18 protein-coding genes and 1 pseudogene are annotated in these 23,508 nt (G+C 55.4%); 3 read left to right on the top strand and 16 right to left on the bottom strand.

The window, feature by feature from the left end:
* Nucleotides 1–204: 204 nt before the first annotated feature.
* Nucleotides 205–342: pseudogene (locus tag ACR0DG_RS19090) on the top strand (IS6 family transposase); the annotation flags it as partial.
* Nucleotides 343–381: 39 nt separating this feature from the next.
* Here ACR0DG_RS19090 and ACR0DG_RS19085 read toward each other — a convergent pair.
* The 8 genes from ACR0DG_RS19085 to ACR0DG_RS19050 form a co-directional block, all read right to left on the bottom strand.
* On the bottom strand, nt 382–1,581 hold the full coding sequence (locus ACR0DG_RS19085) for a pyridoxal phosphate-dependent aminotransferase (RefSeq protein WP_480699861.1): 1,200 nt from the start codon (nt 1,579–1,581) through the stop codon (nt 382–384).
* Complete coding sequence (locus tag ACR0DG_RS19080; RefSeq protein ID WP_480699862.1) at nt 1,578–3,212, bottom strand: 5-guanidino-2-oxopentanoate decarboxylase; 1,635 nt, start codon at nt 3,210–3,212, stop codon at nt 1,578–1,580. The genes ACR0DG_RS19085 and ACR0DG_RS19080 overlap by 4 nt, the downstream gene beginning before the upstream one ends.
* A 16-nt stretch (nt 3,213–3,228) precedes the next feature.
* Nucleotides 3,229–5,262: an oxidoreductase gene (locus ACR0DG_RS19075; RefSeq protein WP_480699863.1), complete on the bottom strand. Its 2,034-nt coding sequence runs from the start codon at nt 5,260–5,262 to the stop codon at nt 3,229–3,231.
* Between the two features lie 5 nt (nt 5,263–5,267).
* A complete protein-coding gene (locus ACR0DG_RS19070; RefSeq protein ID WP_480699864.1) occupies nt 5,268–6,806 on the bottom strand; it encodes a trimethylamine methyltransferase family protein in 1,539 nt (512 codons plus the stop codon).
* Nucleotides 6,807–6,826: 20 nt separating this feature from the next.
* Entirely contained in the window at nt 6,827–8,524 is a 1,698-nt protein-coding gene (locus ACR0DG_RS19065; RefSeq protein WP_480699865.1) for an ABC transporter ATP-binding protein, read from the bottom strand.
* The gene (locus tag ACR0DG_RS19060) at nt 8,524–9,384 is read right to left on the bottom strand and encodes an ABC transporter permease (protein ID WP_480699866.1); all 861 of its coding nucleotides are present in this window, start codon (nt 9,382–9,384) and stop codon (nt 8,524–8,526) included. Before ACR0DG_RS19060 ends, ACR0DG_RS19065 begins: the two co-directional genes overlap by 1 nt.
* A 12-nt stretch (nt 9,385–9,396) precedes the next feature.
* Nucleotides 9,397–10,347: an ABC transporter permease gene (locus ACR0DG_RS19055; protein ID WP_480699867.1), complete on the bottom strand. Its 951-nt coding sequence runs from the start codon at nt 10,345–10,347 to the stop codon at nt 9,397–9,399.
* A 65-nt stretch (nt 10,348–10,412) separates the two neighbouring features.
* The gene (locus tag ACR0DG_RS19050) at nt 10,413–12,032 is read right to left on the bottom strand and encodes an ABC transporter substrate-binding protein (protein WP_480699868.1); all 1,620 of its coding nucleotides are present in this window, start codon (nt 12,030–12,032) and stop codon (nt 10,413–10,415) included.
* Between the two features lie 103 nt (nt 12,033–12,135).
* Here ACR0DG_RS19050 and ACR0DG_RS19045 point away from each other — a divergent pair, with 103 nt between their 5' ends.
* Nucleotides 12,136–13,050 carry a LysR family transcriptional regulator gene (locus tag ACR0DG_RS19045; RefSeq protein ID WP_480699869.1) on the top strand — a complete coding sequence of 305 codons (915 nt, stop codon included), beginning with the start codon at nt 12,136–12,138 and terminating at the stop codon, nt 13,048–13,050.
* Between the two features lie 406 nt (nt 13,051–13,456).
* Here the strand turns inward: ACR0DG_RS19045 and ACR0DG_RS19040 are convergent, their stop codons facing one another.
* From ACR0DG_RS19040 to ACR0DG_RS19015, 6 genes are all read right to left on the bottom strand, one after another.
* Nucleotides 13,457–14,797 (bottom strand): IS1182 family transposase, encoded by a 1,341-nt coding sequence (locus ACR0DG_RS19040; RefSeq protein ID WP_480699870.1) that lies wholly within the window; start codon nt 14,795–14,797, stop codon nt 13,457–13,459.
* A 107-nt stretch (nt 14,798–14,904) separates the two neighbouring features.
* Nucleotides 14,905–15,297 (bottom strand): hypothetical protein, encoded by a 393-nt coding sequence (locus ACR0DG_RS19035; RefSeq protein WP_480707271.1) that lies wholly within the window; start codon nt 15,295–15,297, stop codon nt 14,905–14,907.
* 210 nt (nt 15,298–15,507) lie between these two features.
* Nucleotides 15,508–16,850, bottom strand: a protein-coding gene (locus tag ACR0DG_RS19030; RefSeq protein WP_480699953.1) for an IS3 family transposase whose coding sequence is annotated in 2 segments (ribosomal slippage) — nt 15,508–16,523 and nt 16,523–16,850 — 1,344 coding nt in all. Because the reading frame shifts where the segments join, the coding sequence is not laid out codon by codon here.
* 787 nt (nt 16,851–17,637) lie between these two features.
* A complete protein-coding gene (locus ACR0DG_RS19025; RefSeq protein WP_480699872.1) occupies nt 17,638–17,838 on the bottom strand; it encodes a hypothetical protein in 201 nt (66 codons plus the stop codon).
* Nucleotides 17,835–19,037 carry an IS91 family transposase gene (locus ACR0DG_RS19020; protein WP_480699873.1) on the bottom strand — a complete coding sequence of 401 codons (1,203 nt, stop codon included), beginning with the start codon at nt 19,035–19,037 and terminating at the stop codon, nt 17,835–17,837. Before ACR0DG_RS19020 ends, ACR0DG_RS19025 begins: the two co-directional genes overlap by 4 nt.
* A 10-nt stretch (nt 19,038–19,047) precedes the next feature.
* Entirely contained in the window at nt 19,048–19,920 is an 873-nt protein-coding gene (locus tag ACR0DG_RS19015; protein WP_480699874.1) for a tyrosine-type recombinase/integrase, read from the bottom strand.
* 220 nt (nt 19,921–20,140) lie between these two features.
* Here ACR0DG_RS19015 and ACR0DG_RS19010 point away from each other — a divergent pair, with 220 nt between their 5' ends.
* Nucleotides 20,141–21,040, top strand: a complete 900-nt coding sequence (locus ACR0DG_RS19010; RefSeq protein WP_480699875.1) for a hypothetical protein — start codon at nt 20,141–20,143, stop codon at nt 21,038–21,040.
* 251 nt (nt 21,041–21,291) lie between these two features.
* Here ACR0DG_RS19010 and ACR0DG_RS19005 read toward each other — a convergent pair whose 3' ends face one another.
* Nucleotides 21,292–22,116: an EamA family transporter gene (locus ACR0DG_RS19005; RefSeq protein WP_480707269.1), complete on the bottom strand. Its 825-nt coding sequence runs from the start codon at nt 22,114–22,116 to the stop codon at nt 21,292–21,294.
* 11 nt (nt 22,117–22,127) lie between these two features.
* On the bottom strand, nt 22,128–23,483 hold the full coding sequence (gene pbfA, locus ACR0DG_RS19000; RefSeq protein ID WP_480699877.1) for a (R)-1-hydroxy-2-aminoethylphosphonate ammonia-lyase: 1,356 nt from the start codon (nt 23,481–23,483) through the stop codon (nt 22,128–22,130).
* Nucleotides 23,484–23,508 lie beyond the last annotated feature (25 nt).

Genomic DNA, 23,508 nt, shown 5'->3' with positions numbered 1-23,508 from the left:
TATGAAGCGCCGAAGCAGCCTATTCCAGGCAACATCGCGAGCTTCATCAGGCCAACGCCGCCTTTGTTCAGGGCGGCATAACCCCACAGTTTTGAACGGTCTCATGGTAATTGGCGGTACAATATGAAAATTAAGAGTACAAACCACCATTGATTTTGCAGGACAATTTCAGACAAGATTCTGATTTATTAGGGTACAGTGACAAGATCCCTGCGAACGGCTAAGGCGACCCTGAGCGGATTAGAAACCATCCGGACGATCAAACGAGGCCACATTCATCACAAACAACCAGGCGTTCTCGGTGAGGTTCAATTTATTGCCAAGCTGTTCGAAACCGCGTAACTCATCGAAGCGCGTCAGTAAAAATCCGAACCAAAGCGATTAATGCAACAGTCCCGCATGAACCGTGTTTGGCACTGGTATCTGGTCCGAGAAAAACCTGCAAATACGGCCAAGACCTTCCCTCAATTCGTTTTCTTCCAAGGCGAACGTGACCCGAACCATGTCCTTGAGTTGCGGGCCGAACAGTTCAGCATTCAGCACCGATACGCCAGTTTCCCGATAAAGTTTGCGGACAAATTCATCCCCGCTCAGACCGGTCGCCGCAACAGGCAGCAATATGAACATACCAGATTCCGGCACCATCACCCGGACATTGCTCTCACGAACGAGGGTTTCAACAGCAATATCCCGCAGATGGCGGTAATGATCCTTTAAACCGCCAGGGTTAATTCCAAGAGCTTTGACGCCAGCCAACTGGATGAACCCGGGAAGGCCATAGGTCATAGCCAGCGACAGCGCTGACGCCCTGTTGCTGAAGGTCTCTGGTCCACAAGCCCAACCGATACGCCAGCCCGACATCGAATGCGACTTAGAGAGACTTCCGATTGTGATGCAGCGTTCAGCCATTCCGGGCAGCGACATCATCGGCACGGGATCATCGTCAAAGGCAATCAGGCGGTAAACTTCGTCGGCGACAACCCATAGATCATGTTTAACCGCGACATTGGCAATTTCTTCCAGAACTACGCGGGAAAACACAGTGCCGGTTGGATTAACCGGGGAGGCAAAGAAGATTGCCTTTGTTCTGTCGGTAACAAGTGCGTCGAGTTGGACGATATCGGGTTGAAACCCCAGTTCTGCTGGGCATGGCAGACAAACAATTTGGGCACCGAAGGCACCGAGTGTCGCACCGTAGGTGACGTACATCGGATCAGCTACTATGACTTCGTCATCGGCCTCTAGCAAAAGAGCACTCGCTATGAACAGTGCATTTTGGGTGCCTGCGGTAATCGTGACGCTATTGGCTTTACACTCAACACCCGACGCGATTGAGAGATGCTCTGCCACGGCTTTTCGGAGAGGAAAAATTCCCCTTGGTTCGACGTAGTGGGTAGCTCCGTTCTGCATTGCTGAGCAGGCCGTTTCCACGATTGCCGGATCGGTGTCGATGTCATTGTCGCCCACGCTCATGATAATCACGTCTTCGCCGTTTGCTTTCGCGCGCTTGGCTTGCAAATGGATATCCCAAGCAGCTGAACCCTGGTTCGCGACAAGATCGGCAAGTTTTGAAAGTTTCATGCCTCGATGTCCCCGGTCTTTGACAGGGCCTCGATATAGATCGCTTCGGGAATTTCGATCAGCGAAGGGCTATTCGCATTCAGCGCAGCGCGCAGAAGATTGGGTACTTCCGACGCATGGTCAGCCCGTGTTGCCTTCCAGCCAAAAGATCTGGCAAGCGCCGGAAAATCGGGCGGCTTGGCCTCAACGCCCACAGGCGCGACATCAGCGCCGATCATGTCATCGCGGATTTGTCCCAGTGCGGCGTTGTTCCAGATGATGTAAATGACCGGCAGATCGTCTTGCACCGCTGTTGCCATCTCCTGAATTGTAAACATCGCCCCATAGTCGCCAGCTATGGCGACTATGGGGCGGTCGGGAGCTGCGACCCGGGCGCCAAGGGCAGCGGGCAACGCATATCCGAGTGTGCCGTAGCCTGTCGGCTGCAAGTAGCATCCAGGACTGTCGAACGGCAGATAGCGGTTTGCTGTATAGACGACCTGCGCCATGTCTCCGGCTACGATAGCGGCGTCAGGCAACGCTTCGCGCAGATGTTTCAGAAAGGCCAGATGCGCACGCTGTTTATCCGTCAGGGCATCCATTTGCTTTTGCAGACAGAGGGCAACTCGCTCGGTCACATCCGGATTTAAGGCACCAGATCGCGGGACACTCAAAGTGTCGGCCAGATGGGCCGCCACTTGCCCGGCATCCCCCTGGAGCGCAATATCCGCGCCGTAGTTGTCTGCAAGCTCGTTTGGATCAATATCTGCGCGGATCAGTGTCCCTTTGAACGCGAAATTATCATTCCAGATGTCCGTTTGCGCCAGATCGCTGCCAAGCACCAGGATCGCATCACTCTCATTCAGTAAGTCCTGCGTTTGGTGTACCGACAATGTGCTACCGAGGCTGAGCGGGTGTGCATCAGGGATCACCCCTTTGGCTGCGATGGTGGTGACAACAGGCGCAGACAGGGCCTCTGCCAGTCGCAGAATGTCATGTTCGGCGGATTTCGCACCGCCGCCCACGATAACGGCTGGGCGCATAGCATCTCTAAGGCATGAGACCGCCTTATCCATATCTGTCCGCCCTACCATGGCGAGGGCAGCAGGCGCATCGGCGCGCCAGTGATCATTTATAGTCCGGGCAAAGACATCCAGCGGAATCTCGATATGGGCAGGACGTGGGCGCTGGCTCTGAAACATCCTTATCGCATCCGCGACCAGCCGTGGAATGACAGTGGGGTCCAACGCCGTTCCACCCGTCGCGGTTATTGGTCGGGACAGAGCCCGCTGATCAGTCGTTTCATGCAGCCGCCCCCAGTTTTTGCCCAGTGACCAGCTTTCGTTGACGGAGCTGACGACAAGCATCGGAACAGAATCCGAATACGCCTGCGCTATTGCGGTGGAGGCATTTGTCAGCCCCGGTCCGGTGATCAGAAAGCACAGGCCCGGCTTACCGCTGATGCGCGCATACCCATCGGCCATAAAGCCCGCCCCTTGTTCGTGGCGCGCAAGGATATGGCGCATCCTGCCGTCTTGCAGACCGCGATAAAGTTCCACCGCATGGGTGCCAGGAATACCGAACACCGTATCAAAACCATAGTCCGCAAGCAAATCAACCAGCGCCTCACCGCAAGTCAAAGGTGTCGTCATAGATTGGGCCTTGTTCTTAGAGTGTCAGGCTGATGCGCATGGCATCCAGCATGGCAGTGTGGATGTCGCGGCATGAAACCGCATCGCCGATCGCAAACAGTTGAAACCCGCCGTCATTGTCTGCGCCTGGTTGCTCGGTTGCCGAAACGGCGCTGTCGATATGGGTCACTCCGCGATTGGCCGACTGCTCTCTCAATTCTACGAATAGGTCATCATTCGGGAATGTACCGTTTTCGATGATCAGATGGTCAGCGCTAAATTCACAAGTGCGTCCCACCAGCGTGTTTTCAAACAGGGCGGTGATCCGATTGCCATCCCGCCTGGCGCTGATCAGGCGCTGATCTACGGTAATCCGTACCTTGTTGTGATAGAGGCGCTCCATGAAATGCGGGCGTTCGACCTTACCGGTTTCATAGGCGGCAGCGGAATCGGGCGTTACCAAATGGACATTAACGCCACGCGATCCAAGGTGATCAGCACAGGATGACGCATGCTGCCGCCCCAGATTATCGACAATCAACACGCTGCCAGACACCGTTTTTGGGTTGGCAAGCACATCCCAGGTCGACAGAACAGGTGCGGAGATATCGGCAGCGCTTTCCGCAGGTATCCCTCCGGTTGCGATAAACACCACATCCGGGTTTTCAGCGAGGATGTCAGCAGTTTCCGCAAAAAAGTTCAAACGCTGATCGACACCCAGCCTGTCGATTTCGGCAGCCAGCCAATCCGTGATCCCGATCAGGTCGCGTCGCCAGGATGCTTTGGAAGCAAGCTGAACCTGACCGCCCAACCGATCTGCCGCCTCGAACAAAACCACATCATGTCCGCGCTCGGCAGACACGCGGGATGCTTCCATCCCACCGGGGCCGCCGCCGACAACAACAACCTTTTTCTTGCGCCCTGCGCTTAGCGGAACATCATGTGGTATGATTTTTTCTCGCCCGGTGGCGACGTTGTGGATGCATTGGCGATATGTGGAACAATAGGTTGCCCCGACACAGGGACGAATGCGATCTTCCTGCCCTGCTTCAATCTTCTTTACGATGTTGGGATCGGCAATATGGCCACGGGTAATTCCGACAAGATCAATCAGGCCATCGCGGACGGCATAGCGCGCCGTGGCGATGTCATTGATCCGGGTCGCATGAAACACCGGCATATCAACTTCACGCCGGAATGTTCCCGCCATTTCAAGGAACGGAGCAAGGGCGCGCGCCATACCGGGCATGTAGTCCGCCAAACCCTTATGGGTGTCCAGATGCCCGTGAACAACACCCAGGATATCAACCAGCCCGGCATCGCGGTAGAGGCACGCGATCTCCAGGCACTCATCCTGGGTCAGGCCACCCTCAAAACCCTCTTCCATCGGCATTCGCAGGCTGATGACAAAATCGTTCCCTGTGCGTCGGCGCATCTCTTCGAGAACAAGCTGGCCAAACCGCGCCCGGTTTTTGACCGAGCCGCCGAAATCGTCTGTGCGTAGGTTTATCTGAGGTGACCAGAACTGATCTACAAGATGCCCCGTCGCCAACAATTCGCAGCCATCAAGGCCGCCTTCTTTGCAACGCCATGCCGCATCGCCATAAGCCTTGACCACACGGTCAATGTCTTCTGTCGTCATTTCCCTGGCGAAGGTCCGGCTCATCTCCTCGCGACTTCGCGACGGTGCGATGGTCGGCAACCAGTTACCGCCAAAGGACGACGTGCGGCGGCCCATATGGGTGATCTGACACATGAGTGCAGTCCCATGTGCGTGCATACGTTCCGCAAAGCGTTGAAAATCTGGGATAACAGCGTCGTTTGACAAGTCGAGTTGGCCGAACATTGGCGGTGAATCAGGCGCGATATTCGAGGCACCTCCAAACATCGACAGCGCCACGCCCCCCTTGGCTTTCGCTTCGTGGTACAGTTGATAGCGTTCACGCGGTCGTCCGTTTTCGGCATAGGAAATCGCGTGGCTTGTCGAAATGATCCGATTTCTTAGGGTAAGATGTCCAAGCTGCATTGGCTTGAGCAACGGATCGCGCGTCATGACCTTTTCCTGTTTCATGGCGTTCATTCCATCGCTGCTGGAATTTCGGATTTACGGCGCGTGATGAATTCACAAAGTGCTTCATCCACAGCCGGATCAAGGGGAGGTGCCTCATATTCGTTCAACATGGATTTCCACACCCCATTGGCACGAGTCGCGGCGTCTTGCCCGCCCTCGTCAGACCATTGCTCGAATGATTGTGAATCTGAAATCGAAGACTCAAGAAACACATCCTTGTACCGCGCCAACGTGTGCGCCGAACCAAGGAAGTGGTTACCTATGCCCACTTCACGAAAAGCGTCGAGCCCTAACTCTTCATCGTCGATCTTGATGCCTGCCAACATGCGTTGAAGAATGCTGGCGTTGTCCGCATCCATAACAAACTTCTCATATGACGTGCATAATCCGCCTTCATAGGAACCGGCTGCATGGATGACAAAATTTGCGCCAGCCTGCGCCGAAGCCATGAGAAAGCTCATTGCCTCCTGACCGGATTGGGCATCCGGCAGCTTGGATGTTGAATAGGAACCTCCACCCCTCATTGGTATGCCAAGCCTACGAAACAGCTGCGCGATGCCTGCAATGGCCAGCATCGGCTCAGGTCCGCGTGACGGTGCACCTGAACGCATGTTCATGGCTGATGACAGAAATCCGGCCAAAACCGGTGTGCCAGGGTTTATCAGTTGCGTAAGTGCGGCACTCGCCATCGACTCTGCCAGCCCTTGCACGAGATTGGCGGCAATCGTGGACGGCCCCGTCGCCCCCGCGATCAGAAAGGGCGTGATTGCAACCGCCTGCCCGGCACGTGCATAAATCTTCAGCGCCGCAAGCATGGTGTCGTCCATAACTAGGGGAGAGTTCACGTTGATGATGCTGGTGAGGTAGCATTTGCCTGTGTCGAATCCCTCGCCATGAAGGATTTTGATCATTTCTAGGCTATCTTCGGCCCTGCTTCCGGCGGTCACTGCCCCCATAAAAGCTTTGTCCGAATACTTCACATGCGCATAGAGGGTATCAAGATGGCGATGAGACACCGGAATGTCGGTCGGCTCACAAATCACGCCACCCGAGTGGTGTAAGGACGGGGACATATACGCGAGTTTGACGAAATTCTGTAAATCCTTGATCTGCGCGTACCGGCGCGGTTCGTCCTGGGACATGACGAAAGGCGGCCCATAACAGGGTACAAAAACCGTGTTCTTGCCACCGATCCGGACGGATTTCTCGGGATTTCGGGCCTGTTGAACGAACTCTCGCGGGGCCGTGGCCTGAATAAGACCACGAAGCATGCACTTTGGAAACCGAACCCTCTCGCCATCGACTTCGGCCCCGGCGGTCTTCCAGATGTTCAGGACTTCGGCATCGCCCCGGAATTCGATGCCGATTTCCCACAAGAGGGTGTCAGCGGCCTCTTCGATACGCGAAAGCGCTTCATTGTCCAGGATGTCCCAATAGGGTGTTTTGCGCGCAATAAATGCGGCGGCTTTCTGCACCTGAGCTTTCAGGTTACCGTTTCCTCGCCCTCGACGCGATTTTCTTCGTTGCTGGGTTTGACTGTTCATCTCATAACTCGGTCTGATAGTTAGTCCGCGATCTCAAGGTCTTTGGCTGTTGCCAGGATGGCGCTTCTCTCTTCGATCGCCTCTTCCAGCCAACCGGGCCGGAGACGCGGCACCGACGCCATGAGAACTTTGGTGTAAGGATGTTGAGGATCGTGAAGGATATCAGCCGTCACGCCTGCTTCGACAATCTCGCCGAGATACATCACGACCACTTCTTCGCAGAGAGCGGCGACGGTTGAAATGTCGTGCGTAACGAACATGAATGACAGGCCAAGGCGCGCACTCAATTCGCGGATCAGCTCAATCACGGATTCCCGAACGACGGCATCCAAGGCCGAGGTGACTTCGTCGCAAAGCACGATCTCGGGTTTGGCAGCCAGCGCGCGCGCGAGGTTTATCCGCTGTTTCTGGCCACCCGATAGCTCACCCGGTTTTCGATCAGCGAAACCGGGCGGCAGTTGGACAAGTTCCAGTAACTCTTCAACGGCCTTGCGGTTGGCACTGCCTTTAAGCCCCTGAAAATACGAAATCGGGCGGCCAAGAATCTTGCCGATCGTATGGTTCGGGTTCAGTGAAACATCCGCTGACTGGAACACCATCTGGATTTTGCGCAACTCGTCCAGACTGCGCTCCTGGACGGTTTTTTGCAGAGACACACCGTTCAGCTTCATGTCACCCTGCGCCCAGGGCAGCAGACCTGCCAACGAGCGGGCCAGCGTGGTTTTCCCCGAACCGCTTTCGCCGATGACACCGACGACCGACCCTTTACGGATGCCGAGATTTATATCGTTCAAAACCGGAATGTGGGGCAGACCGTTTGAACCAATTTTGCCATATCCGGCAATAACATCAGTGATTTCGACCAGGGTTTCGCTTTTGGGTTCTGCCTGCCTTGTCTCGGCTTTGTCTTTTCGTCTACTCAGAGACAATTCCGGGTCGGCCGCACTCATCAGGACTTTGGTATAGTCATCCTGCGGATTGAGCAGAACGTCCCCGACAGGCCCCTGCTCCTGGATTTCGCCGTTCAGCAACACAACGACGCGGTCGGCAATCTGGGCCACCACGGCCAGATCGTGACTAACATAGATCGCCGCTGACCCGCTTTGCCGAATGAGGTTTTTGAAGGACTTCAAAACCTCGATCTGGGTCGTGACATCAAGCGCCGTGGTCGGTTCGTCCAGCAGGATCAGTTCTGGTCCGCTGCACATCGCCATTGCTGCCATCAGGCGTTGCAACTGCCCGCCGGAAACCTGGTGGGGATAGCGTTGGCCTATCGTGTCTGCATGGGGCAGATTCAATTGCTGATAGAGATCAAACGCGCGCTCCCCTGCCGCTACCGGTGACATCTTGTCGTGCTCAAGAACCGGTTCAATGACCTGATCAGTAATCATCATCGCCGGGTTGAAACCGGCCGCCGCGCTTTGTGCCACATAACACACCCGGTCACCGCGCAGTTCCCGAAGGGCCTGACCCTGCAACGCGCGGATATCCGTATCTGCCAGAGTGATCGTTCCCTTCGAGATTTTCAGGCCCGGCTTGGTGTACCCCATCGCCGACAGGGAAACTGTCGTCTTGCCAGACCCGGATTCACCGACCAGCGCCACGACCTCGCCAGGCATGACGTCCAGATCAATGTTTTGGACGATCGGCTCGATATCTGGTCGGGCAGGCTTTTCGACCTCGATCTGAAGCCCGCGAATTTTGAGTAATGGGTCCATCAGATCATCCTCTTGGCGAAGCCGCGTCCGCCGCCTGCGGCGTAGTCATCAACGATCAGATTGAGGCCAATGGTTAATGAAGCGATGGCAAATGCGGGAAACACCGGGGTCCAGCCGCCTGCATTCAACGCGCCCATGTTTTCTCGAACCATTCCTCCCCAGTCCGCCAGCGGAGGCTGTACGCCTAAGCCAAGAAAACTGAGGCCGCTCATGAACAGGATGGCAAATGACAGACGAATGCCGAAATCCACGACCATGGGCACGATGATGCTTGGGAGGATTTCGTGGAACAATAACCACGACGTGCTTTCGCCCCTGGCACGCGCAACTTCGATGTAGTCCAGTTGATTGACATCCATCGCCAGCGCCCGAGCGATCCGGTACACGCTGGAGGCATAGATCACACCTGTTGCTCCAATCAGTATTGTGACCGAAGAGCCAAGCGCGGCGATCAGAACCAGCCCCATCATAATGGTTGGGAAAGACAAGAGCGCGTCGTTGATCCGGCTGATTATCGCATCTGTCCAGCCCCCTTTGACCACCGCGAACACACCCAGAGAGGTTCCAAGGAACGATGCCAGAAGCGTCGCGGCAAAGGCCATTCCCAAGGTCAGGCGTGTGCCATGGATCACCCTTGAAAGCACATCGCGCCCCAGATAATCGGTGCCGAACCAGTATTCGGATGTCGGGTTTAGGTAGCTGTCATATGACGGAAAATCGTTTGGATCATATGGGGCAATAAAGTCAGCGAAAATTGCAACGAACACCCAGAAAACCACGACAGACACGCCAGCCCAGCCCATCAATGTCAGTTCAAATCTTCGTTTGGGGAGAGCATCTCCACGCGCGGCATTGGCCATGAAAACCTCCTATTATGTTTTTGGGTTGCGAAGCCGGGGATTTGAGACAATCGCAATGATGTCGGCCAGCAACATGAAGATGATGTAGGCGGCGCAAAACACCATGGCGCAGGCCTGAACCACCGGGAAATCCCGTGTCGCGACCGCATCGACGATCAGCTTGGCCAAGCCCGGATAGGCAAATATTGTCTCGGTAATGACCACACCGCTTATCAGATAAGCGAGGTTCAGTGCGACGACATTGGCGATGGGGCCAATCGCATTGCGTAGCGAGTGGACAAAGATCATTCGCCAGCGGCGGACCCCTTTGAGAAGCGCCATTTCAATGTAGCTGGAGCCAAGGATATTGACGATTGTGGCCCGCGTCATCCGCGTCATCTGAGCGGTCAGGGCGGCTGCCAGGGTCAGAATTGGTAGCGCCATTGTGTTGAAGAAATGGCCAAGTGACTTGAACTCTGTGACGTAAGCCACTGCGGGAAACCACTGTAATTTGACCGCGAAAAAGATGACCAACAGGGTCCCCAAAAGAAATTCAGGGGTCGCGACAAGAAACAGCGTGCCAACCGAAATGAACCTGTCGAACAAGCTTTCGGGATACATAGCCGCCAACAGCCCGAGACAGACCGAAACGGGTACAACAATGATCGCGGCCACACCCGCCAGCAGCAGAGTATTTTGCAACCTTTCGGCAATCAGAAAGGAAATATCGGCACCGCTGGCAAGCGATGTTCCCATATTGCCTGTGACGAAGCCGCCAAGCCAATCGAAGTAGCGAACATATGCCGGTCGGTCGAGACCAAGTGTTTCGCGCAGCCCCGCAAGCGTTTCCGGCGTAGCAGATTGTCCGAGAATGGCCTGAGCAACGTCACCCGGAAGGATTTCCGTTCCAAGAAAAACAAGAACTGTAACCAGCCACAGAGTGAGAATCCCAACGCCTACGCGCCTTAGAATCATGTTTGGCATTTTGGCTCCCTATTCGAGGTTAAAAAGGGGGCCTTCTCGCAAAGTCCCCCAAGTCACAGGGAGGTTTAGTCTTCCAGCCAGACTGAATCGGCAAAGTTAAAGCCGCCCATGCCGCCGGTCGGCACCGGAGTCAGGCCTTTCATTTTGCTGGAATGCGCATCCAGATAGTCAATGAACATCGGAATTGCGTTGCCGCCATCTTCCGAGATGATCTTCTGGATGTCGCCATAAATTTGCTTCCGCTTCGCGGCATCGACTGCCACACGACCTTCGGCAATCAGGCCGTCCAGTTGCGGGTTCTGAAGCTTGGCCTCATTCCATTTGGCGTCAGAGGTCCATGCCAGTGACAGAAGCATATCGTAGGTTGGACGTGCATTCCACTCGCCGCCATAGAAACCACGGCTGAGCCAGATATTGCTCCAGTAGCCATCTTTCGGCTCGCGCTTGAGGTCAATGTTCAACCCGATACGGGCGGCTTCGCGTTGGAGGAACTGCCCGGTTTCGACTGAATTTGCAGCAGCCTCGCTGACATGCAGTTCCAGCGTCGCGCCGTCCATGCCTGCTTCTTTCAGATGGAACTTTGCCTTGTCATGATCGAGCATGTGCTGCTCGATTTCGCTATTGTAAAGCGGGCTCGACGGCGCAATCGGATGGTCGTTGCCAAGCTGACCATACCCCTGAGCAACAGTTGTCAGCAGGCGTTCCCGGTCGATCAGATACTTGATGGCCAGACGGAGATGTTTGTTGTCCATCGGAGCAATCGAGTTATCCATGACCAATTGCGAAAACCGAGGGGCACCGGTCCGGAATACTTCGACCCCGTCGCGCGCTTCGATTTCTTTTGCAGCGGTCGCCTTGATCGAGCTGATCATATGCACATCACCGGTGTAAAGCGCATTGATGCGCGCGCTGTCATCCGCGATGCCGAAGAACTCGATTTCATCAACGTAGGGGCGGTTCTCCTTGAAGTAGTTTTCGTTGCGCAAGGCAATCGAACGTACCCCGGGTGTGAATTCTCCGACGGTGAACGGTCCGGTGCCGATGGCGGTTGCAAATTCTGCGGTGCCGTCGGGAATGATCATGAAGTGGAATGTCCCCAGCATGACCGGCAGATCGCCGTTCGGTGCATTGAGGCGGACAATCACTTTGTTTGGGCCATCGGCGACCACCTCGGAAATCTGATCGGCCAGCGCTTTGGCCCCGGAACCAACGGCTTCGTCCTTGTGGCGCATGATTGAGAAAATCACGTCGTCAGTTGTGACGGACTTTCCATTGTGGAATGTCAGGCCATCACGAAGGGTGAATATCCATTCACTGGCATCCTTACCTGGTTCGAAGGACTCGGCCAGCTCAGGTTGAGCTTCGGCGTTCCCGTCAATTCGGGTCAGCCCGTTGTAGAACATGTGCGCTCGGGCATAATCGGTGCTCAGATTGAGATGCGCGGGGTTTAGTGTGTCCTTGGCGCTGGTCGAATGGCCCGCAACCCGGAGACGCCCGCCTCTTTGTGGGGTTGCTGCCAAAGCGCGCCCGGCAGTGGAAACCAACAGTCCGGCACTGGCCGCGCTGATTCCCATTGCGCCGAGCCAACTCATCGCTGTGCGACGCGACATCTGGCCCTCTTCTGCCAGAATTTTCTTAACAACAGCTTCTTCTGCTGAGTTTAGTGTTACTTTATCGGAACCCATCTTAATCCTCCTGTTGAGTGAGCATGTCCTGCTTATGACGCAGTTAAAATAAGGAAAAGAGGCACTGTTTGCGAAAATATCAACTCCACAAATGATTAGCCTGATGTTAAAAAAAGTTATGATACACTCTTTCCAGAAGATTCCGTCAGGGAACCAGCTGCGTACATTTGCAGCGGCCGCCACTTTTGAAAATTTCTCTGAAGCTGCTGAGCACTTGGGTGTCACTCAGGCAGCAGTTAGCCGATTGGTCAAAAAAACCGAGCAATTGCTGGCTCTTGAACTGTTCAAGCGCTCACCCAAAGGTGTTGTCCTTACAGAACAAGGGCAACGGCTCTTCGCCGTTGTGAACAAAAGCTTCGATGACATCGTCGAGACGATTGAAGATATCCATCGAGACATGCAGGGCCAACAAGTCGTTTTGTTGTCGATTTCTTCAGCCTTCGTTACGCATTGGCTTATTCCCAGGATCGGCAACTTGGCATCGAAACACCCTGAAATTGAACTCCGGTTCCAATTGTTGGGCGGAGAGCCAATTGGCGAACTTGGGCCTGCTGACCTAGGCGTTCGCCTACAGGGAACAAGCGGCGCGATACCGGTGATAGAGGAATTTGCAAGAGAAGTTATACTGCCCGTCTGCTCGCCCAAGTACCATGCAAATCTTAGTCAACCTGACGGAACCCTCGCTCATCGCAATCAAACACTGATCAATTTCGCAAATCCGCGTGTGTCTTGGGGTGACTATCAGCGGAAGGTGGGTCTGAAACTCCATCCGGTCGACCGGGAAATTACATTCAGCGATTACGCCGTCGTTTTGCAAGCGGCCCTTGCCGGAGAAGGCGTTGCGCTAGGGTGGGAACATATCGTTCAGAAACTCTTGGATCGCGAATTACTTGTGCAAGCATTTCCGGAAAAAATCGCAACCGGTAACTTTTATCAGCTTTTAAAAAATAGAAGCGCAAGCAATAACGATGCACTGGAAAAAGTCATCGACTGGTTCGCTGATGAAATGCAACAGTAACCCGGCACGGATCGCCGACCGTATATCAATTATGCTCTACGAAGAGTGTAAACTGCGGAGCAATACTCGACCACAGTAGCGGCGGCATTGCGTTGTCGCGGGTGGTGTAAAAGTCGTCCGCTTTTGCCCTTTCGGTTTTCGGGAGGGCTTGAGGGCATATACCGTGGACTTGTATATAAAGGTGCTTCTGACTCAATTCCATGATGGATTGAGCGGTCGGAAGATAGCCCGCTTTTCAGTACAACGGACATCTCCTGTCAGAACTCGTGCGCCAAAAACGGTCGATATTGGTGAAAAACCCTTCCTACTACATCTTGTGTTTGCGATGGTCGTTTCCTCCCAACCCGCTGTCATTGCGGGTAAAAGCAGTGTTTTTGTCTATCGGTGGTTGGTGCCGTTTCTACCCTCAGTTCGGAACCATTTTGGCCATACGTTTTAGGTTCTGGGCGGTGGCGGCGAGAAGGAATTCTTCGTTGGCTCCCTTAAGGCCTCGGAGCCGGAGGCGCTTGAAGCCGAGATGCCGTTTCAGATGGGCGAACAGCATCTCGACTTTCTTTCGCCGTTTTCGGCTTCGTTCATATTGCCAGGTGTGTTTCAGTTCCCGGACCGTTTGCCGAGCATCTTCATCCATGTGTCGGGTGACGGTTCGAAACGGCGCGTCGGTGCAGGCCTTTCGGATCGGGCAGGTTCCACAGGTTTCCTTGCCCGCGTAGTAGTTCTTGACCAGCGTACTTTCCTTGATCCGACGCACAGGCATCTCGTGACCTTCAAGACAGGTGTAGCTGTCGCGTTCAGCATCATACTGGAAATAGCCAATGTCATACTTGCCCTTGGTCTGGTATTGGCGATCCAGTACCGGGACATGCGGGTTAAATTCGCGTTTTAGAAGCCACGCCAGGAAAGTGCCGGTGCCATATGATCCGTCTGCTGCGATCCGATCTGGCCGGAAGTCATGCCGCCGGGCACTGCGTTCCAGCATCACCTTTGCGGAAATGATCTCCTGGCTGAGCCGCGCGGGAGTGGCCTCAACATCCATGATGATGCCGTGATCGGTATCGACCAGATAGTTGGTCTCATAGCTGAAGCGACCCGGGCCATCTTTCAGAGACCAGGCCGCCTCAGGATCAGTCTCGGAAATGTATTTGGGCGGTTTCTTTTTGGCGCTGCCCTTCGATTCCTGATCCGTGTCAGCCAATTTGGCCAGATACTCGGCCACCGGACGCTGAACTTGCTCTTTCCGGGACCAGAGCTTTTCGATCTCTTGCATTGACCCTTTGCGATCCTTGCAGGCATCCGCCTCGATGGTGCTGCCATCAACGGCGACATCGGTCCCGCCGACCAATCCGAAGGCAACACATTTCTCGACAACACTTTCGAACAGGCGGCGCAGGATATCACCATCGGCAAACCGGCCATGCCGGTTCTTCGAGAAGGTCGAACGATCCGGCACGCTGCCTTCCAGCCCGAGCTTGCAAAACCACCGATACGCAAGGTTCAGATGGACCTCCTCGACCAAACGGCGCTCAGACCGGATGCCATAGAGATAGCCGATCAGCAGGATGCGAAGCATCAGCTCAGGATCGACGGACGGTCGGCCGATGTGGCTGTAGAGATCGGCCAGCTCCACGCGGATCGCATCAAAGTCCAGCAGCCAGTCGATCTTGCGAAGCATGTGGGTCGACGGGACATGATCTTCAATCCGGAACCGATAAAACAGGTTTTCTTGTACCTCCAGCCGTCCCATCATCACCTGATCCTCCCTTTCTTGAGGCCGATTGAATCAGATGATCGAAAACCGATCTAGGCCTGGGAATCTCCGGTGCATCAAGTTGAAACACCTGCGGTCGCTTGAATCTATTGAGGCGTAGGCTTCGATCTTGAATTTGCAAAAGTAACTATCAGAGCAGCGCTCGTAATCGCAAAAACTCCTAAGAAACCCAAAGTTCCTGGCACGACCGAGAACAGCACGAGATCGAAGCCTAACGCCCATATCAGACCTGTAAAATCAAACGGGGCGAGTGCGCTAACTGGCGCTCGGGCCACGGCCTCGTTTGCCACGATATGCCCAACACCTCCAATCAAACCAGCCAGTGCAAGCCAACCAAATGACACCCAGTCCAGAGCGGCCCAACCGAAAGGCAGCGTCGCCAGTCCAATCAGGGCCGAGACAATTGCAAAATAAAATGCAATGGAACTAGAGCTTTCTGTGAGTGTCATCGTTTTGGTGTGAACGCGAACAAACGCCATCGTCAGGGCGTATGCCAATCCAGCGGCGACACCGATTACAGCACCATCTCCAGGCAGCTCGAAGGCCTCCCATAGCAACAGAACAACACCCGAAAACCCCAAAAAGATTGCAATGAACACAGTGACGGTAAGCTTCTGTCCGTCGTCAGAGTTTGTGGAACCAAAGGCGGCCTGAACTAAGAGAGAGTTTGGCTCATCTGTTTGGCTTGATTATGCGGCGTGTTTGCGGTGATGCAAGCGTCGCGCTTCGAATGTCTTTTGTTTGATCCTTTCCCTTTGTTTCAGAATGTCTTTGTCGCGCCCGAAGTAGACGTCGGCGGGTGTGACGTTGTTGATGCTCTCGTGATAGCGCTGGTGGTTGTAGTGATCGACAAAGGCTTCGATCTGAGCTTCGAGATCACCCGGCAAGAAGTAGTTTTCCAGCAGGATGCGGTTCTTCAGGGTTTGATGCCATCGTTCGATTTTGCCCTGCGTTTGTGGATGATATGGCGCGCCGCGCGAGTGCTTCATGCCCTTGTCCTGCAGCCACTCAGCCAGATCCCCTGAGACGTAACTTGATCCGTTATCGCTCAGCAAACGTGGCTTGTGAACGACATGCACCTGGTCGCAGCCGGATGCCTGCAATGCCAAGTCCAGCGTGTCGGTCACATCTTCAGCCCACATGGTCGTGCAGAGCTTCCAGGAGACGATGTAGCGGCTGTAATCGTCGAGGACCGTGCTGAGATAGAACCAGCCCCAGCCGATTACCTTAATATAGGTGAAGTCGGTCTGCCAAAGCTGGTTGATGGCCGTCGTCTTGTGCTGGAACTCATTGGCAGCCTTGAGCACGATGAAGGCCGGGCTGGTGATCAGATCATGCGCCTTGAGCGTGCGATATACTGTGGATTCCGAGACAAAGTAGCGTTCTTGATCGGTGAACGCCACGGCCAGCTCGCGTGGTGACAGTTCCGTCTCCTGCAGTGCCAGATCGACAACCTTGCGCTTCACTTCGACGGGAACGCGGTTCCAAACGTGATTGGGCTTGGGAGATCGATCCTGCAAACCAGCCTCACCACGCTGCAGATACCGGTCGTACCAGCGGTAGAATGTGGTGCGGGGGATGCCCAGTTTAGCCAGTGTCCGACGCGCTGACAGATGGCTTTCCTCGACCATGCGAATGATCTCCAGATTCTCAGATGCAGCATACCTCATTCGTGGCCGTCCCCATCCCCGAGCATGCTTTTTTTGAGAAGACGCAGCTCGAGCGTCTGTTCAGCAACGACCTCTTTGAGATCCTTGGCTTCACGGCGCAGTTCCTTCACTTCGTCTGTGTTCGCAGCCCGCGCAGTATCGCCAGCCAGACGCTTCTTGCCGGCTTCCATAATGTCCTTCGACCACTTGTAGTACAGACCCTGGGATATGCCCTCCCGGCGGCACAGCTCTGCAATGCTGTCCTCGCCGCGCAGCCCATCCAGCACGATCCGGATCTTCTCTTCCGCTGAATATTGCTTGCGTGTCGCGCGCTTGATGTCTTTGACGATCTTCTCGCCGGGGCTCTTCGTTGGCTTTCTCATCTTCCACTCCTCGGTGGTGACGATGAGCGACAAACAATCTCTTAGCAAATGACCCTATGTGGACCCATAAGGGCTGACGTCAGACACTAGCAGGTACCCCGTATCCTTGTAAGTGTTCACTACAAGCGTTCTACGATCCCAAACAAACCCGCGTCAAAGCATAGCACCTATGCGAGCGATACCTGATCAACCGATTCAGGCTATTTCGGGTAGGATGGCTTTTGTGCTGCGTTGCCGACAATAACCTTTGATGGTGCGGAGAGAATTATCGCGGCGCTCCGGCAAATAGGTCACATAGGCATTTGTGACGTGTGTAACAAGATAATCCAAGTCGCGCGCATCCCGGGTAGTGCTTTCCACATATTGATCCGAAATAGCTCTGCGGATAGCACGCTGCCGAACATCCAGATTGCGTTGTAGGCAATCGATTTGGAAGTTGTTTCCGGCTCGGAGCAGGATAGGACGTTAAGGCCGGATTCAGTCTCTTGGGTCGAGTTCAGGTTTCGTTTTAGGTGAGATAGCGGTACGTGGTGACCTTTGAGAGGCTGTATTCAAACCTAAGGTCTTTGAACAGGGTGTTGCTCTCGCGTTTTTCGTGAAGTGCTTCGATCTGTTCATTCTTAAGCGCGGGGCGTTTTTCGACGCTTTCGTGAGTTGTATTGCAGACCAAGTAAGTTCTGAGGATCGCTGCCCGGCGGCAACTTTGTCTAAGGTTTGTGGCTGCTGTCAGCGTGAGCTGCAGCGGCGATAAATCTGACAAGGAGGAAAGCGCGGGCGGATTTCGGAGCTATGGGGATAGTGGCTCGACGCTTGGTCGGCCTATGGCCTGACGTTCGAAGTTGACTACGCCGATCAGTGTGTACCGATGGCGTGAGGCGGTCATTTTTCTGTTGCTTTTAGCCTGCTGCAACGAGGGGTGCAGATGAGTGTCCGCAACGATTTGTCCGGTGCCTTCGGATGACAGGACCGGTTGTGATCGACGGATCATGCGGCCTCCTCCCATGGCGGGGCGCGGGATTTTGGTATTTGTCCGCGGAGGAAGGTTTCGATGATACGCATTGGGCCGTCGCATTTTGGGCAGGGCTGAGGCTGGTCTCGTTCACCGGTATCGGTGTGATGATCCTCGTCGGCCAACTGATCAGGCTCCGGTTCCCGATCGAGCAAGCGCCTGATCTTTTCGATCCTGTCACGACGGATGCCATTGGCGAGGAACCCCGCGTGGCGGATGCGGTGGAAGCCCGACGGCAGGACGTGGATCAGGAAGCGGCGGATGAACTCATCCGTGGGCAGGCGCATAACCTTCATCCGGTCGCCACGCTTGATCCGATAGTCTTTCCAGCGGAAGGCCACGGTGTCCGCGTCGGCGCTGACCAGGCGGTGGTTCGAGATGGCGACGCGGTGGGTATAGCGGCTGAGATAGGCCAGCACGGCTTCGGGTCCGCCGAAGGGTGGTTTTGCGTAGACGACCCAGTCGGTTTTGCGCAACGGCGCGAGATGGGCCGAGAAGGCGTCGGGGTCGGCCAGTCCCACCAGATCGCCGAATAAGCGCAGCTTGCCTGTCCGGTGCAACCTGATCAGCCCTTCGAGGAACAGGCGCCGGAACAGCCGTGACAGGGCTTTCACGGGCAAGAAGAACCCGGAGCGGCAACGTATCCAGCGGGCGCCATCCGCCGACAGCCCGCCACCCGGCACGATAACGTGCACATGCGGATGGTGCGTCATCGCCGAACCCCAGGTGTGCAGCACCGATGTCATGCCGATCCTGGCGCCGAGATGCTTCGGATCGGCGGCGATGGTCAGGAGCGTCTGTGCCGACGCCCTGAACAGCAAACCGTAGACCACCGCCTTGTTCTGGTAGGCGATGTCGGCGATATGAGCCGGCAAGGTGAAGACCACGTGGAAGTACTCGGCCGGCAACAGGTCATCCATGCGTGCCTGCATCCAGTCCCGCGCCGTAGAACCCTGGCACTTCGGGCAATGCCGGTTGCGGCAGGAGTTGTAGGCAATGTGCTCATGGCCGCACTTGGTGCAGGCCGCCACATGCCCGCCGAGAGCAGCGGTGCGGCAAGTCTCGATGGCGGACATCACCTTCAATTGGGGAAGGTTCAGATGCCCGTCATGTTGCCGTCGATATGTAGCACCATGGGCGCGGAAGATATCCGCAACCTCCAGCTTCGGGCGGGGCATGGGACTGGGATCAGCCGGGTGCCGCCTCTCGTCTCACCAGCAGATCGAGCGGACTGGTCACATCCCGGATCGTTTTGGTCGCCACCTTGGTATAGACCGTCGTAGTCTCCAGCTTGGCGTGGCCGAGCAAGACCTGGATGACCCGGATGTCCGTCCCGCCCTCAAGCAGATGGGTGGCAAAGCTGTGCCGCAATGTGTGCGGAGATACCCTCTTCTTGATCTCAGCGAAGTCGCAGGCGACGCCAAAGGCCCGGTTGAACTGACGCGTCGAGATCGGATCGACCCGGTTGCGGCCAGGAAAGAGCCAGCCTGCGGGCCGGGCTTCGCGGTAGTAGTCCCGCAGAAGTTCCAGAAGCGACGGTGACAGCATCACATCGCGGTCCTTGCGGCCTTTGCCCTGATCGATGCGGATCAACATGCGGTCACTATCGATATCGCCAACCTTCAGGTGGGTCACTTCGCTGGCGCGCAGACCACCACCATACGCCACACTGAACGCCGCCCTGTATCTCAGCCCGGGCCCCGGCGCGGCTTCGAGAATGCGCGCGACCTCTTCGGCGCTCAGCACGACAGGTATCTTCTTGGCTGCCCGCTGATACCGCATGTGCCGCTTCATCTCCGGGCGCGGACAGGTCGTGGCAAAGAAAAAGCTCAACACCGTCAGCCGATTATTGAAGGTCGGCGCGCCCACACCGCGCTCCTTCATGTCGAGTTGAAAGGCGCGCAGTTCCTCCGGCGTCGCGGCATCGGGCGAGTGCCCCAGGAACCGCGTGAAGTCGCGCATCGCCCGCAGATACATCGTCTGGGTCTTGGGCTGCAGTCCCTTGATCCGCATGTCTTCGAGAAAGCGTTGGCGCAATGGCGGCACGTATTGATCGGTCATCAGACCCTCCTGTCATCAGATTGAGAAGGTCCCAATCGTCAGGCAGGTGCGTCAGTTCGCAAAATTCACACCGCTCACATCAGCCCAAAACATCGACGTAAGCGCCAATACCGCGAGAGCGGTTTCGTCCTCGTCCCGCAAATCAGACTTTAAAGGACTTGAACCGCTTGTCTAGGAATGGCAACCCAAAGTGAAGCCAGCTTCACGTAGGAAATGTCATTTGAAAAACCTTGTTCTAATGTGCTGCTTCGAAACTGTTTCACTAGGGTTTACGGCGTTTCCCTCTGTTGCACAGCCTCGGCTAGGTTGGGCGTACCAGATTGATGGGCTTGCCGCGTTTCAAGGGGATGCGGATTTGAGCGACGGTGGTGAGTTCTCTACCAGTCGAACATTTCTACGTGTCACCGCGCTTTACAATCTGGAGGAAGGAAACTCTGTTGGGCTTTCTACCAGCTTTGGCAAGCTGGACTATGATTTCAGCCAACCGAACAACCAGCCATGGGAAAACATCCGCGACCTTCGCATTGCTATTCCTGCCCGGTTTCGTGTGGGTGATACGGCTACGGTTTTTGTGTCGCCGCAGATCAGGTGGGACTATCAAAGCGGGGTCTCCTCGTCTGACGGCAGAACCTATGGTGTTTTTGCTGGTGTTGCTTGGCAACTGAGCCAGCGCCTGACGATAGGCCCGGCCTTTGGTGCATTTTCTCAATTTGACGATGACAGCACTGATTTTTTCCCGGCTTTGTTGATCGACTGGGACATAAATGATCGCTGGAATTTGAACACTGGCTCTGGTGTAGGAGCGACGCAAGGCCCCGGATTAACACTGAGTTACGCTTTGAATGACACGATAGACTTTTCGTTGACCGCGCGATCGGAAAGGATCCGATTCAGATTAGATGGGGATGGCCTTGCTCCGGATGGAGTAGGCGAAGATAAGAGTATTCCTGTAGTTCTTTCTGTTGGGTACAACCCGAATCCTGGTGTTTCAGTGAGCGTATTTGCAGGCGCGGAATTTGAAGGTCGCCTGACGCTAGATGATGTGTATGGAGCGGAAATTAGTCGTCAGAGCTATGAAACAGCACCCTTGGTTGGGCTGGCGTTTAGGGTCAGATTCTAATCGTAGCATTGAGCCAGCTTGCCAGATGAATGCTGAGATTTTCTTGCGGCTGAGTTCATACTTCTGTTTTGTCCGTATCTCACAAGTTCGAGCATCGTGCAGTGAAGGGTCGTTATGTGGTTAAACGAGGCTGAAAATTCTAAACTCCCTATTCCACACTTAGCCGGAGTCGACCCCGAGAAGGGTCGATGCGTAACGAGCGCTTTCGTGGCAGCGAAAGGCAAACGTCTCGCCAATCTATTACCCCGACTTCATCTTGCACTCGCTAGTATCACAATCCCACCCACCACAGTAATGGCCGCGACTAGCCTGTTGGTTTTTGGACCCTCGCCAAACCACAACACGCCGATAATAGAAGCAAAGATAACAGAACTCTCGCGTAGCGCAGAAACCACGCCCAGAGGCGCGATGGTTTTAGCGTACAGGACCAACCCGTAAGCAAGACCAGAGATAACTCCCCCCATCAAGCCGGCCCAGACATAACGCCTTGGCAAAACAACAAGTCGCTGCCAGCGTGTGGTGAAAATAAATGCGACGACAAATATCTCAGCAACAAATAATAGCGCGATATAGCCCAGCGTGTTTTCGGACAGTCTTATGCCAATGCCATCGACAATCGAATAAAACGCAATCATCAGACCGGTGCCGAGCGCTGCTGCGATTGCGACCAAATTGGTATGTTTGCCCAACCCGGCAAGGGCCAGAAATCCGATACCGAGCGAGATGCACAGAATTCCAATCCATGCTCCGGTCGACAGAAACTCCTTAGCGAAGAAGATCGCGCCCAACGCAACCAGAATCGGCGTTATTCCGCGTGAAATCGGATATACAACCGACAGATCGCCATGCTTGTAGGCCGCGTTCAGAAACCAGTAATACCCCCAATGAATCAGGGTTGAGGCGACGATGAAAGGAAATGCGGCCCAAACCGGCAACCCTATAAAGGGCAACGCAAACAAAGCTGGGATTGCATGGCCAAGTGCCACCAATCCCAGAACGACAACTTTGTCCGGTGCGCCTTTTACAATCGCGTTCCAGGACGCATGCAGAAGCGCCGCGGTCAGAACAATAAGCACGATTGAGAGCGTCAAACCTGTGCTCTGATTGCAGCAATGACTATATCCAATGCCCGATCCAGATTACCCTTCGCGATCGTCAACGGCGGAGACAGCGTCAGTACACAGCCCTGGCTGATCTTGAAGCTCAGCCCGCTATTCAGGCAGTCATAGTAGATGCGTTCGGCGCAGGCATTGCCTGCCTCGCGGGTGCTGCGGCTTTTGACAATCTCGACTCCTAACATCAGACCGCGTCCGCGGATATCTCCGACGATTTCAACCTGCGCCAACGCGTCTTGCAGGCGATCCATCGCGTGCGCCCCCAGCTTGGCGGCGCGCTCAACCAAACCTTCATCCTCGATGATCTGAATTGTGGTCAGCGCGGCACGCGCGGTCACGGGGTTCTTTTCGTGGGTGTAATGCCCGATGGCAAAGTCTCCGCATACGTCCAGATCGCGGCGCGCGACACAGGCGGCGATGGGCAGGATGCCTCCGCCCAAAGCTTTGCCCAAGGTCACGATATCCGGTACGATCTCATCATGCTCAAAGGCGAACATCTTGCCGGTCTTGCCCAAACCGGTCGGGATCTCATCCATGATCAACAGTGCGCCATGCCGGTTGCAGGCCTCACGCACCGATTTCCAGAACCCCGCCGGGGGCACATAGGGCACCGCGCGCATAGGTTCTGCAATTACGGCCGCCACATCGCCCTCACGCTCCAAAGCGAATTCAACCATTTTGGCGCAGGCCAAACCGCAGGTTTCGGGCCCGGCGTGGTTGTAGGGGCAGCGAAAGCAGGCAAACGGCGCGACATGTTCGGCCCCCGGTATCAGAGGCCCGGCGATATGGCTGCGGAATGTCGCCTCTCCGCCCACCGAAGCTGCGCCAAAACCCGCCCCGTGGAACGCATCCCAGAAGCTGACGGTCTTGAACCGGCCCGTAGCGGCGCGCGCGATCTTCAGCGCCACTTCGTTGGCGTCCGACCCGCCAGTGGTGAACAAGGTCTTGCCCAAATCACCGGGAGCAATCTCGGCCAGCTTCTCGGCCAGTTCCACCGCCGGATCATTGGTGAAGCGGCGCGGCGCGAACGGTAGATCATCCAGCTGCGCTTTGATCGCTTCGACCAGACGCGGATGGCCATAGCCGATGTGATGGACCGAGTTACCATGGAAATCCATGTAACGGCGGCCATCCATATCCTCGATCCAGATGCCTTCAGCCTTGGCGATGGTGCTGACACAAGGGCTGGACAGACTTTGATGCAAAAACGCGTCTGAATCCCGTTTCAGCAACGGCGCAGACCGTGGGCCAATCGACGACTTCAACCACGATTTGCGCGCGTCCGAGGTGTTGGACTCGCCTTCGGTGTGGGTGATGCTGACTGACATATGATCCTCGATTCTGGCTTGCATC

This window comes from Ruegeria sp. BG8, assembly GCF_056538325.1.
This window is presented reverse-complemented; position numbering and strand designations above follow the sequence as displayed.

Coding starts and splice junctions, on each gene's coding strand:
- ACR0DG_RS19085 (WP_480699861.1), bottom strand. CDS start 1,581: ATGAAACTTTCAAAACTTGCCGATCTTGTCGCGAACCAGGGTTCAGCT.
- ACR0DG_RS19080 (WP_480699862.1), bottom strand. CDS start 3,212: ATGACGACACCTTTGACTTGCGGTGAGGCGCTGGTTGATTTGCTTGCG.
- ACR0DG_RS19075 (WP_480699863.1), bottom strand. CDS start 5,262: ATGAAACAGGAAAAGGTCATGACGCGCGATCCGTTGCTCAAGCCAATG.
- ACR0DG_RS19070 (WP_480699864.1), bottom strand. CDS start 6,806: ATGAACAGTCAAACCCAGCAACGAAGAAAATCGCGTCGAGGGCGAGGA.
- ACR0DG_RS19065 (WP_480699865.1), bottom strand. CDS start 8,524: ATGGACCCATTACTCAAAATTCGCGGGCTTCAGATCGAGGTCGAAAAG.
- ACR0DG_RS19060 (WP_480699866.1), bottom strand. CDS start 9,384: ATGGCCAATGCCGCGCGTGGAGATGCTCTCCCCAAACGAAGATTTGAA.
- ACR0DG_RS19055 (WP_480699867.1), bottom strand. CDS start 10,347: ATGCCAAACATGATTCTAAGGCGCGTAGGCGTTGGGATTCTCACTCTG.
- ACR0DG_RS19050 (WP_480699868.1), bottom strand. CDS start 12,032: ATGGGTTCCGATAAAGTAACACTAAACTCAGCAGAAGAAGCTGTTGTT.
- ACR0DG_RS19045 (WP_480699869.1), top strand. CDS start 12,136: ATGTTAAAAAAAGTTATGATACACTCTTTCCAGAAGATTCCGTCAGGG.
- ACR0DG_RS19040 (WP_480699870.1), bottom strand. CDS start 14,797: ATGATGGGACGGCTGGAGGTACAAGAAAACCTGTTTTATCGGTTCCGG.
- ACR0DG_RS19035 (WP_480707271.1), bottom strand. CDS start 15,297: ATGGCGTTTGTTCGCGTTCACACCAAAACGATGACACTCACAGAAAGC.
- ACR0DG_RS19025 (WP_480699872.1), bottom strand. CDS start 17,838: ATGATCCGTCGATCACAACCGGTCCTGTCATCCGAAGGCACCGGACAA.
- ACR0DG_RS19020 (WP_480699873.1), bottom strand. CDS start 19,037: ATGCCCCGCCCGAAGCTGGAGGTTGCGGATATCTTCCGCGCCCATGGT.
- ACR0DG_RS19015 (WP_480699874.1), bottom strand. CDS start 19,920: ATGACCGATCAATACGTGCCGCCATTGCGCCAACGCTTTCTCGAAGAC.
- pbfA (WP_480699877.1), bottom strand. CDS start 23,483: ATGTCAGTCAGCATCACCCACACCGAAGGCGAGTCCAACACCTCGGAC.